General features: G+C 73.1%; 8 protein-coding genes. 4 read left to right on the plus strand and 4 right to left on the minus strand.

The window, feature by feature from the left end:
• Positions 1–101 precede the first annotated feature (101 nt).
• From AB0947_RS30690 to AB0947_RS30700, 3 genes are all read right to left on the minus strand, one after another.
• A complete protein-coding gene (locus tag AB0947_RS30690; protein ID WP_366753607.1) occupies positions 102–1,799 on the minus strand; it encodes a hypothetical protein in 1,698 nt (565 codons plus the stop codon).
• A 135-nt stretch (positions 1,800–1,934) separates the two neighbouring features.
• The gene (locus AB0947_RS30695) at positions 1,935–6,233 is read right to left on the minus strand and encodes a trypsin-like peptidase domain-containing protein (protein ID WP_366753608.1); all 4,299 of its coding nucleotides are present in this window, start codon (positions 6,231–6,233) and stop codon (positions 1,935–1,937) included.
• A 14-nt stretch (positions 6,234–6,247) separates the two neighbouring features.
• Positions 6,248–6,586 (minus strand): CU044_2847 family protein, encoded by a 339-nt coding sequence (locus tag AB0947_RS30700; RefSeq protein WP_366753609.1) that lies wholly within the window; start codon positions 6,584–6,586, stop codon positions 6,248–6,250.
• Positions 6,587–6,822: 236 nt separating this feature from the next.
• Between AB0947_RS30700 and AB0947_RS30705 the strand changes: the two genes are divergently transcribed.
• Together AB0947_RS30705 and AB0947_RS30710 are read left to right on the plus strand one after the other, a co-directional pair.
• Positions 6,823–7,236 carry a YciI family protein gene (locus tag AB0947_RS30705; RefSeq protein ID WP_366753610.1) on the plus strand — a complete coding sequence of 138 codons (414 nt, stop codon included), beginning with the start codon at positions 6,823–6,825 and terminating at the stop codon, positions 7,234–7,236.
• Complete coding sequence (locus AB0947_RS30710) at positions 7,236–8,381, plus strand: DUF6596 domain-containing protein (RefSeq protein ID WP_366753611.1); 1,146 nt, start codon at positions 7,236–7,238, stop codon at positions 8,379–8,381. The genes AB0947_RS30705 and AB0947_RS30710 overlap by 1 nt, the downstream gene beginning before the upstream one ends.
• 322 nt (positions 8,382–8,703) lie before the next feature.
• Here the strand turns inward: AB0947_RS30710 and AB0947_RS30715 are convergent, their stop codons facing one another.
• Positions 8,704–9,372 carry a hypothetical protein gene (locus AB0947_RS30715; RefSeq protein WP_366753612.1) on the minus strand — a complete coding sequence of 223 codons (669 nt, stop codon included), beginning with the start codon at positions 9,370–9,372 and terminating at the stop codon, positions 8,704–8,706.
• Positions 9,373–9,657: 285 nt separating this feature from the next.
• Between AB0947_RS30715 and AB0947_RS30720 the strand changes: the two genes are divergently transcribed.
• A complete protein-coding gene (locus tag AB0947_RS30720) occupies positions 9,658–10,491 on the plus strand; it encodes a helix-turn-helix domain-containing protein (protein WP_366753613.1) in 834 nt (277 codons plus the stop codon).
• A gap of 117 nt (positions 10,492–10,608) precedes the next feature.
• Positions 10,609–11,655: a PhlD gene (locus AB0947_RS30725; RefSeq protein ID WP_366753614.1), complete on the plus strand. Its 1,047-nt coding sequence runs from the start codon at positions 10,609–10,611 to the stop codon at positions 11,653–11,655.
• Positions 11,656–11,717 lie beyond the last annotated feature (62 nt).

Raw genomic sequence — 11,717 nt, forward strand, 5'->3', positions numbered from 1 at the left:
GCGCCGCCCGGCGACGGGGGTCGTGCGGCCCTCGGGCGCCCGGGGCCCGGACGACCCGCGCACGGACGTGCTTCCGCCCCCGCCGGAGCGGTACCCGGCCGTCAGTGCTCCTCGGCGCAGCAGCCCCGCGAGGACGCGGAGCCCGCGGCGGCGGTCCCCAGGCGGCAGAAGCAGGACGCCTCGACGGGTACGTCCGCCAGCGCCGCGGCGATCTTCAGCTGCTGGGCCACGATCCGTGCCTCCCCCTCCTTGCCGAGCCGCACCAGACACTCGTGGAGACCGTGCAACGCCCAGACGTTGCCCGGGTGCTGCAGCGGGCGGGGGAGCGTGTCGTCGAGTCCGAGGTCGGCACGGTAGACGGCCTCGGCCTCCGCCACCAGGCCCTGTTCGAGGAGCAGCGCGCCGTAGGCGTGCCGGGTGGGCTGCATCCAGCCCCACGGCTCGTCGTACGGCAGGCCGTCGTCCAGCTCGATCGACCGGCGCAGCGCCGCGAACGCCTCCTCGTACCTGCCCCTGCGGTAGTCCAGCTCGCCGTCCAGCATCCGCGCGGCGATGGCCAGGATGTCCGTACAGGTGTTGTTGAACAGCATCCGTGTCCGCGGCACCCGGGCGACCGCCGCGTGGAACAGCGCGCGTTCCGTCTCGGCCTCGCCGGTGCGGCCCGTCGCCGCGAGGGCGACCCCGCGCGCGTACCGCAGCATCGCCGTCGTGACGCGGTACAGCCGGGCGTCGGCGGGCAGCGGCAGGCGCAGGATGTCGTCCCAGCGGCCGAAGCGGATCAGCACGTGCACCCGCATCGCGAGGAAGCCCTCCAGCCAGTCCGCCATGGGCGGGCTCTCCACGCGCAGCAGCTCCTCGGGTACGGCGGCCTCCAGCCGGTCCGCCGTGTCGAGGGCGTCCTGGTAGCGGCCTAGGAACATCGCGCCGTAGATCTTGAAGTGGAGGTTGTGGCACCGGTACAGGGTGTAGAAGTTCATCGCGCCCGACCGGGCACGGAACTTCTCGTCGGCCCTGATCGCCTCGGTGTTGTCGCAGACCACCCGGCGGTAGTCGCCGCAGAGCACTTCCAGATGGGACGGCATGTGCTGGAGGTGGCCCGCGTCCGGCGCCAGTCCGCGCAGCCGGTCACCCGCCGGCAGGGCGGCCTCGGGCGTGGGGGACATCTCCATCAGGTGGACGTACAGGTGCAGCAGGCCCGGGTGCCGCGCCCCCGCCCGTGTGGCGAGGGCCTTCTCCAGGACCTCCCTGGCCTCAATGGTGCGCGCGCCCGGGGCCGGACGGCCCGTGCGGATGTCCCACAGCCGCCAGGGCGTGAGGTTCATCAGGGCGTCGGCGTACAGGGCGGCCACGTCGAGGTCGCCGTCGGCCAGCCGGTGGGCGGCCCGCATGCCGTCGGCGTAGGCGGCGTTCCACACGGAACGGTCCTCGGTGTCCGGGGCCCGGGACCGTGGGTAGCGGGCCCCCAGCGCGCCGATGAGGGCCTGCTCGACCGGGGTGGCGCCGGCCGCCTTCGCACGGGCGCGCCGCACGGCGGCGTGCGCCCGCTCCGCCGTCCGCTCCAGGTCCTGTTCGTCGAAGGACTCCCAGGGCTTGTTGTAGTTGGGGCCGAGGGCGTGGGCCAGGCCCCAGTCGGCCATGGCACAGCCGGGGTCCGCCGCGGCGGCGGCCTCGAAACAGCGGACGGCCTCCTCGTGGTTGAAGGCGTACGTCCAGTTCAGCCCGCGGTCGAACCAGGTCTGCGCCGCGTCGGACGACGTGGTCACGCGCCGGGTGTGGCCGCCGAGGTCGTAGTAGGTCATGCCCGAGCCTCCCTCGTGGGGGTCGCCGACCGGCCGCGCAGCGAAGGGTATCGCCCAGGGGACCGCGTTTCGTCGCACAGGCGGCAGGGCGGGCCGCTCGCGCCGCGTACGGCCGGTCGCTTCCGGCAAGTCAGGTCAGCATGTCCTCCGGTACGGGACGTCGGGGATGTGTGCTCTCCATTCGGATGCGGTCAGGGGACCCGACTCGTCGCAGAGGTCCCGCACCAGCCGCGCGGCCGCGATGGTGTGGGTGACTGTCCTTCCGTACCGGTCCACGGTGGTCAGCGCGGAGCCGCCGGGGGTGAACGCGAGCGCGACGATCTCGTCGGGGGACGCCGTGAGCGGGACGCCGAGCTGGGTCCCCGTGCGGCTGTCCCAGACCTTGGTCTCGTAGCCGGTGCCGGATTCGTGCACGGTGGCGAACAGCCGGCCGTCGGGTGAGACGGCGGTGGCCCTTTCCGGCGCGGACAGACGAGGGGCCACGGGCCCGGTGCGCAGGTCGTCTCCGTCGGGCAGGAGCGTCGACGCGTTCCGAAAGCGGAGGTAGGGCCTGAAGGCCCGGGGGTAGGTGTAGAGCGTCCTGCCGTCGTCGCTGATCGCGTCCACCTCCATGCTCGGGGTGCCCCTGGTGACGATCCGGCCGGACGGGAAGGCGACTCTGCCGAGGTTCGGGGCGGCGATCACGCTCTTGCCGTCGGGCTGGAAGACGACGGCGGCTCCGTCGTCCGGGTAGCCGAGGCCGGCGCGCACGTCGCGGATGCGGCGCGTGCCGGTCAGGTTCCAGAAGGTGAGCGCATTGGTCCCGTCCTGTGTGGCGACCTGGACCGCGAGCGACTTGTCGTCCGGTGAGAACGCGAACTCTATGAACGCTCCGCTGAGCCGGTCCTTCTGGACGACCGGCATCCTGCCGAGCAGAGTCGCCTTCCTCCTGCCCGCCTTGTCGGCGATGTCCCAGACTTCGATCCTGGTATAGGTGCGGACGGCGAGCAGATGCCCGTCGTGGCTCAGCTGGATCTTGTCCACGGCCGCACCCCACTCGCTCGCGCCCGATGTGACGGTGAGGCGCCTGGTGCGCGACAGCGGGGACCGGATCTCGATGTCGCGGTCGTGGACGAGCGCGAGGGTGCGTCGGTCGCCGCTCACGACGCCCTCCCCGTAGAACTCACCCGTCCCCTCGGGGACCTTGGTGAACGGGGTGATGTCGAGGGAGCGGACGGCGCCGTCGGTGCCGACGCACCGGAGCTCGGAGTCGTCGGACGTGAACTGCGGGCCGGGATCGCCGTAGCACTCGCTGTCCGTCGTCGAGTAGCGCATGACGGGGTCCGAACGCAGGGAAGACGCCGTGTCCCACAGGTTGCCGCCCTGCGCGATGTACCGGCCGTCGAGGCTGAAACCGACAGGGTAGACCGAGGGGTCGTCGCCTCCGGTGAGTTCGGCGCTGAAGTACCCGCCCGCGAGGTCGAAGACCCGGATCCTTCCGCCCTTGGCCGAGAAGGCCGCGTGTTTCCCGTCCGGGCTGAAGACGATCGGGCTCGGCACATCGTCGGAACCCAGTTCGAGGTCGGGAACCGGGATCTTCTTCCGGGTCCGGGTGTCGAGCCAGGTGAACGGCTGTCCCCTGCCGTGGGCGACCGGCAGCGAGAGCACCCGTTCGTCCGGTGAGAAGGAGGTGCTCCAGATGGGTAAGTCGCTTCCGGTCGTCGTGATGACCTTCTTCGCCGTACGAGTGTCCCAGACCGTCATCGTGGGCTTGTCCGCGGTGATCCCCTCGATCAGCAGATAGGTGCCGTGCGGACTGACCGCGACCCTGGGCTGGTGGACGTCCCTGGCGCTGGGGTAGACGTGACTGTCGCGGGGACGGGCACGGGAGACGTCGATCAGGCGGGTGTTCCCGTCCCCGGTGCTCACGGCGGCCGTCTCGCCGTCGGCCGACAGCGTTGCGTAGAGGACCTTGGCCGTGGCGCTGTAGGACCCGATCCGTCTGCGGGTGTCGACGTTCCAGAACCCCACGCGGTTGCCGCCGGCGGCCACGAGGGTTCGTCCGGCCCTGTCGAGGTTCGCGGTCGTCACCACGAAGCCGGGCAGTCTGAGGACGTCCTCCTCCCGCTGGTTGCGCAGCGCGAGGAGCGCGGACCACGACTCGGGCGTGTCGGCGAGGCGCGCCGAAGCCACCGCCAGCCGCCGCGCGAGCCGGGGATCGCTGTGGCGGACCGACTGGGCGATTCCGGCCACCTGGGCGGAGGCGGCACGGTCACGCTGGCCGATGACGGTCTGCCGCTGGGCCCACGCCACGCCGGTGACGATCAGGGCGAGTACCAGCACCGCGGCGAGGGCGGCGTTGACGCGCCGGGTGCGCCGCATGGCCGACTGCTGGTGCTGCCGGCTCGCGTCCAGCAGCGAGACGATCTCGTCCGGGAGCGAGCGCTGCCCCGCCCATTCCTCCCCCTCGGCCAGCAGGGAGCCGTCCAGCAGGTCACCCGGCAGACCGCTTCGCGCGTGGCGCTTGTGCTGCTCGGTGGCGCGCCGCAGCCAGACCTGGAACTGGTGGTCCCGCGCGACCCAGTCACGCAGGTCGGCCCAGTCGCGGACGAGGGCGTCGTGGATGAGCTCCGCCGCCGGTTCCCCGCGGGGCGCGCCGGGACGTGTGCTGATGTCGGTGGTGATGATGCGGTGACGGGTCAGGGCCGCCAGCACGTCGTCGAAGACCGCGCCGGCGGCCGGGTCTGCGGCCGGGTCTGCGGCCAGGGCGCGCAGGCGGCCGAGGGGGACGGGCTGACGGGTGGCGGGGATGCCGTTGTCCTCGTCGGCGGGCCGGACGAGTGCGGTGAGGATCCGCCGTGCGACCGGGCGCTGCGCCGCGGGCAGTTGGCCGAGGGCGTGGTTGCACCCGTCCGTCAGGCTGCCGGTGACCCTGCCGATCCGTTCGTAGGCCGCGTGGGTGAGCTTGCCGTCCTCGCGACGGCGGCGCGTCCACAGGTGGCGCAGGGCCAGCTCCAGCGGCGGGAGCAGGGTCACCGGCGTTTGCCGGGCTTCCGGGTCGACGGCCAGGACGTCTTCGACGATCCGCTCCGCGAGGTCGGTCTCCAAGGGCAGGCCCACGGCCGCGGCGGGTCGCGTGATGATCGCGAGGAGGTCGCCGCGGCTCAGTGTCGCCGGGACGTTGCACAGCCCCGGGAGGACGGCGTTCATCAAGTCGGGGGCGAGGGCGGCGAGGGGGGCGTAGAAGTCGTTGCGCATGACCACCAGCACGGTGACGGGCGCGTGCGAGCCGGCCAGTTCGAGGAGCTGGTCAACGGCTTGCAGACGCCTGTCGTCAGCCCGCTGCCGCACGGGGGGAGCCGGCTGGGTCAGGAGTTCCTCGAACTGGTCGACGACCAGCAGGAGGCGGTCGTGGCCGGGCTCGTCGGCACGCCGGGCCTCGGCCGCGGCCACCAGGCCGTCGGTGGCCGCGCCGGGCAGGCCCGCGCCCTCCAGCTCGGTGAGAAGGTCCCGGCCGGGCCGGGCGCTCAAGGGCAGCCAGCGGTCGCTGCCCGGTATCGCTCCCCGGGCCAGGGCGGGGAGGACACCCGCGTGGACGAGCGAGGTCTTCCCCGCTCCGGAGGGGCCCAGCAGCATGACCATCCGCCGGTTTCCCCGCAGCGCCGCGAGCACCCGTTCCACCGCGGTCTCGCGGCCGTGGAACCAGTCGGCGTGCCGGCTCGTGAACGGCTTCAGCCCCAGATACGGGCACGCCTGGTGCTCCGTCAGCCGGGGCTGGACCTCCCGCAGCACTTCGGCCGGGGTGGCGTAGGCGACTTGCACCCCCTTCCCGTGGATGTCGGGGGAGACGATGGAGCTGACCATGCCGATCACCAGGCCGGTCATCTCGTCCACGACCGGAGCGCCGCTGAACCCGGTGGTCAGGTCGTTGGACTTCGTCAGCTGGAGCTGCCGTCCCGCACCGCCGTCCCCCGGCAGCAGTCCGCCGACTTCGCCGTACCCGAAGTGGCCGCCCCGCAGGGCCTGGGCGGGGAAACCGAACGAGAAGAAGCCGTGCCCCCGGCACCCCGCGCTCGCACCCACGGCCAGGGGCCGGGCGCCCGCGGGAACCGGGCCGGGACGGAGAACCGCCACGTCCTCCGCTTCCGGTGCCCGCCACTGCTCGGACACCACGTCGGCCATCAGCCGCGGCGCCCCCGGCAGATGCGGGAACCGCACCTCCACCCGGCCGCCCGGGGACTGCCCGGCGGCGCGCACGACATGCGCACAGGTGAAGCCGGTGTCCTCCCCGGCCAGGAAACCCGCCCCGGCGACGCGGCCGTCCGACGCGAGGACCTGGAAGACCGAGGCGGGCACCGAAGGCTCACCCGCCCCGGCGAGATGCCCCTCGTCGTCCGGGAGACCGCCCTTCGCCGGTTCACCACCACGGCCTGCCGCTTCACCGTCCCCCGCCATGGCCCCCGCGTTGCTCACCGGCCGTCGTGCCCCGGCTCGCCGCTCTCCCACACCAGCCGGACCTTGAGATGCACGGCTGCCTCGCCGAGGCTGATGACCGCTCCGGCCTTCGCCGACAGGTTCACCCCGAACTCCACCTCCACCTCCCGCGGGCCCGCCTGTCGTAGCTGGTCCAGTACCGCCCGCGCCGTCTCCCGTACCGGAACCAACGACTCCTGCAACGTGCGGGGCAGTTCTCGCACCGCGTCACCGACCCGGCCCGCCTTCACCGGCCCGTCCGGCTCCGGTGCGCCGGCCTCTTCCAGCAGAATCGCCCCGCCGCCTTCCAGCGGCACCCGTACGAGACTCGGCACCGGCCAACCTCCTCGCAGTCCAGAACCGCATCCCGGCTACTCAACCGAAAGGCAGTCCCCGTCGACCCCTGCTTCCACCGTCCACCTGAGAACCACCACATACGGAGCACACGGCTCCGCACCCGGGACACCTCCGCGGAAAAAAATCCGGCGGCGATGTCGAGAACCCGTGACCGGCTCCGTCCCAGGGGTGAGCGCGGCCACAATGGGCCGCACCACCACCGAGGAGAACCACGATGGCCAAGTACCTGCTGCTCAAGCACTACCGCGGCGCTCCGGCGGCGGTCAACGACGTGCCCATGGACCAGTGGACGCCCGAGGAGGTCTCGGCGCACATCCAGTTCATGCGGGACTTCGCGGCCCGCCTGGAGGAGACCGGCGAGTTCGTCGACGGCCAGGCGCTCGCCCCCGAGGGCACGTGGGTCCGGTACGACGGTGAGGGGCGCCCGCCGGTCACCGACGGCCCCTTCGCCGAGACCAAGGACCTCATCGCCGGCTGGATGGTCATCGACGTCGACAGCCACGAGCGCGCCGTCGAGCTGGCCGGGGAACTGTCGGCCGCCCCCGGTGCGGGCGGGAAGCCGATCCACGAGTGGCTTGAGGTGCGCCCGTTCCTGACCGCGACGCCCGACACCACCGAGTGCCACTGATGGACGAGGCTCTGCTGAGGAGCCTCACGCCGGGCGTGCTCGCCCTCCTCGTCCGCCGCGGAGCAGACTTCGCGGCGGCCGAGGACGCCGTCCAGGAGGCGCTGCTCGAGGCGGTCCGCGTCTGGCCGGCCGACCCGCCGCGGGACTCGAAGGGCTGGCTGGTCACCGTGGCCTGGCGCAAGTTCCTCGACCAGACCCGGGCGGACACCGCGCGCCGCCGACGTGAGGACCGCGCCGAGGAGGAACCCGCGCCGGGGCCGGCGCCGACGGTGGACGACACGCTCCAGCTCTACTTCCTGTGCGCCCACCCGTCGCTGACGCCGTCGTCCGCGGTCGCGCTCACGCTGCGCGCCGTCGGCGGACTCACCACCCGCCAGATCGCCCGGGCCTACCTGGTGCCCGAGGCGACCATGGCGCAGCGGATCAGCCGGGCCAAGCGCACCGTCTCCGGCGTGCGGCTCGACCGGCCCGGCGACGTCGCCACCGTGCTGCGCGTCCTCTACCTGGTTTTCAACGAGGGCTACTCCGGCGACGTCGACCTGGCCGCCGAGGCCATCCGGCTCACCCGGCAGCTCGCGGCACGCATCGACCACCCCGAGGTGGCGGGGCTGCTCGCCCTGATGCTGCTCCACCACGCCCGGCGCGACGGGCGGACCGCGCCCGACGGCAGCCTGGTCCCGCTCGCGGAGCAGGACCGGACCCGATGGGACACGCGCCTGATCGCCGAGGGCGTCACGGTCCTCCAGGCGGCCCTCGCCCGAGACCGGCTGGGCGAGTTCCAGGCCCAGGCCGCCATCGCCGCCCTCCACGCCGACGCGCCCACCGCCGAGGAGACCGACTGGGTGCAGATCGTGGAGTGGTACGACGAACTGCTGCGCCTGACCGGCAACCCGGTCGTCCGGCTCAACCGCGCCGTGGCCGTCGGCGAGGCCGACGGCCCCCGCGCCGGCCTGGCGGCGCTCGCGGAGCTGGACGACTCGCTGCCCCGCCACACCGCCGTAGCGGCCCACCTGCACGAACGCGACGGCGACCTCGCGACGGCGGCGCGGCTGTACGCCGAGGCGGCCCGCCGCGCCACCAACCTCGCCGAACGCGACCACCTCACACGCCAGGCCGCCCGCCTCAACACCCGCCTGCGCCACTGAGGGTCCGCGCCCGAGCCTCGCGCCCGAGCCTCGCGCCCGAGCCTCGCGCCCGAGCCTCGCGCCCGAGCCTCGCGGCCGGGCCCCGAGGCCGGCCGGGCAGTCCCTGGGGTACGGATCGGTGGTGTGCCGGGAGGCGAAGCCGCCGACGCGCCGGCCGGCCGGGAAGGACGGGTCGTCCTGGTAGCGCGGCGGCTCCGCCGTGTCCCCGTCAGCCCGCTCGCCCTCGGCCCCGACGGCGCCCTCCCAGGCGTCGATCCGGGCGCACAGCTGCTCGGGCGGGAGACCGGCGAACGGGTAGGTGACCACCTGCTCCGGGTGCAACTCACAGGGTTCGAGCAGGAGCCCGTCGGCCCCGACGGCCGGGGGCACGGCCGGGAAGAACGCCTCGACAGCGAGCGGGCGCGGCGGCGTGGTCCTCGGGGTGAACAGCGACCTCGGACGCGGACGGCGCCGTCCCGGCACCCGGTTGCGCGGAGCGGGAACAGCCGGCCGTACGGCTGGCGCCGCGACCGTACTCGGGGATCGGCCGCGGCCCAGCCACCCGGGACGCACCCGGGCAGGACCCGAATGCCCCGCGCCGCCGTATCCATTCGGAGCCGAACGGGTGGACCGAGCCCGAACCCGACCGTGTGTGCCCGGCCCTGCGCACGGCCTGACCGTGGCAGCGCGGCCCACCGGTGACGGGGTCCCAGGCCGGGTCGAGGTGGCCGGCCTGCTGCCCTTCGCGCAGCTGCTCGGTCTTGTGGAGCACGGTGGCCCGAACGGAGTCGTCCGGGTCGGGCCGGGTGCCGCCGGCGCGTTCGAGTCGGTCCCGGTTCATCAGCCGGAGCCGGTCGGGGTGCGCGGTGAAGCAGGGCACGCCCGGAAGAACCGCCGGGCACGACCTGGCCGGACGGCCGGTGCCGAGGCCCCTGGGGTGGGGCGAGGGGGCACCGGCCGTGGCCTGGCAGCCGGGCGCCGTACCGTGAGTGCCGCGTCTCGGGCGCCGCACGTGTCCCGCCGACGGGAAACGGCACCCGAAAACCGGTCGCCCTCCCGGTCCGTCCCGGCCCCTCGCTCACGGATACCGGCCGGCGTCGCGAGCGACGCCGACCAGCACCCGCGAGGGTGTCACCACGCGGTCACTGATCACCGCATCCGCAGGCCAGCGACCCCGCGCCACCGAGCATGCAGCACGCGACCAGTCGATATCTACGGCGAATCTTTTACATCAATACCGCGTGACAGTAATTAAACTGAGCCGCAGTCAACGCCAGCCCCGGGGGACAAGCCGCCAGTGAACCGCCAAGCATTGAAAAAGCTCCTCAAAGACCGTCGCGCGCTCATATCCCCCGAAACACACGGACTGCCCCGTCCCACCGGCCGCGGGCGCCGCGCGCCCGGTCTGTCACAGGGTCAGGTCGACGGACTCCTCGGCTACTCCGACCGCACCTACCAGCGCCTGGAATCCGGCAACTACCACCACCCTCCGGTCGACCTCCTCCGCGACGTCGCGCGCCTGTACGGCATGAACGAGCAGGAGTGGATCAGCCTCTGCCGGTACGCCCGCGGCGAGGACCCGCCCGGCCCCCTCTACGACACCTCCGGCCACGCCCTGCCCGCCGCCTGGGCCGACGCCGTCGCCGGCATCACCCACCCCGCGTACGTCACCGACGCCTCCTGGAACCTCGTCACCTGCAACGACCGCTTCCACGCCCTGTTCGACAGCGGCCGGGCACCGGCCAACACCATGCGCTGGATGCTGCTGGACGGGCGTGACCAACTCCTCGACTGGGCCACGGCGTGGGCGCCGCTGGTGATGCCCCAGTTGCAGGCCGCGCTGGCCCAGCGCGCGGACGACAAGGTCCTGCGGCAGATCGAGGCGGACGTCCTCGCCGACCCCCTGGCCCAGCCCCTGTACGAGAAGGGCGGGGCCTCCATCCACCCCGACGGCGACGAGCGTCCGATCCGTCACGCGGTCGAGGGACCGGGGTGGGTGACGATGTGTGTGGCGCAGCCGCTCGCGGCGCCCGGGTCCCGGTGCATGATCCTCGTATTCCGGCCGGGGCCGCGGCGGGCCAGGAGCCGACCGCGTCTGTTGAAAGCCCAGGAGGACGGCATGAACGCCTGAATTTGCCCGCCTTTGGTGCGCGGCCAGGCAGTATTTCGAGGACGGCCAAGGAAACAAACCAGCCAATTTTGCCGTACCTTGACTTAATCAGGTCGCAGCGCCTTCAGGGGGGAACCCATGCCTGCTCATATCGCCCGGCCCACCACCGTCCTCGCCGCACACAAAATCACCACAACCGAGATAGCCGACGACATTCGCGCCCACCACCCGCACCACCCCCGGCTCGGCGCGATCCTCCGCGTCCTCGGCAACTGCGGCGTCGAAAGCCGCTATTTCACGCAGCCGTTGAACTCGCCCACCATCAACGGCACCGCGGAGGTGGGCGACCGCGCCGCCCGCGCCTTCGCGGACGGCCTCGCCCTGGCCGAACAGGCCGCCCGCGCCATCCTCGACCGGTACCGGCTCCAGCCCGGCGACATCACCGGCCTCATCACCACCCACGCCACCGGCTGGGCCGTCCCGAACCTCGACGTCCACCTGGTCGAGCGGCTCGGCCTGCGGCCCACCGTCCGCCGTACCGCCCTGACGACCACCGCCTGCGCGGGCGGCGCCCACGCCCTGCTCCGAGCCGTGGAACAGGCCCTCCTCCACCCCGGATCCCGCGTCCTCGTCGTCGCCGCCGAAGTGCTGTCCACCGCCTACAACCACGCCGACACCAAGATCGAGCACATGATCTACAAGGCGCTGTTCGGCGACAGCGGAGCCGCCACCGTCGTCTCCAGCGACCCCCTCGGCCCCGGCCTCGCCGTCGACGCCGGCGGGCTGTTCGAGTACGTGCTCCCGGACAGCCTCACCATGTACGCGGGCCGCATCGACAGCACGGGCCTGCACTTCGACAGCACCAAACAGGCGGCCGGCGGCGCGAGGCACGTCATGCCCGCCGTCACCGGCTGGCTCGCCGGCCGCACCGTCGACGTGCCCGTCATCCACCCCGGTTCCAGGCCCATCATCCTCGACACGGCCGACGCCCTCGGCCTCACCGAATCCGACGCCCGCCACTCCCTCGACACCCTCTCCGAAGAGGGCAACCTCGGGGGCGTATCGGTCCTCCGCGTCCTCGAACGCACCCACGGCGAGCCCCCGGCCGACGGCGCGAGCGCGCTGGTGGTCGCCTACGGCCCGGGATTCTCCGTCTCCGCCCTGCGGGGCACCTGGCGGGACTAGCCGGCCGCCGACGGCAACGGCCGGGGCCGTCGGCACGGGGGGCCGGCCGTTGCCAGGAGGGG

Origin of the sequence: Streptomyces sp. NPDC047841 (assembly GCF_040704085.1) — a bacterium.
Lineage (GTDB): Bacteria > Actinomycetota > Actinomycetes > Streptomycetales > Streptomycetaceae > Streptomyces > Streptomyces argyrophylli.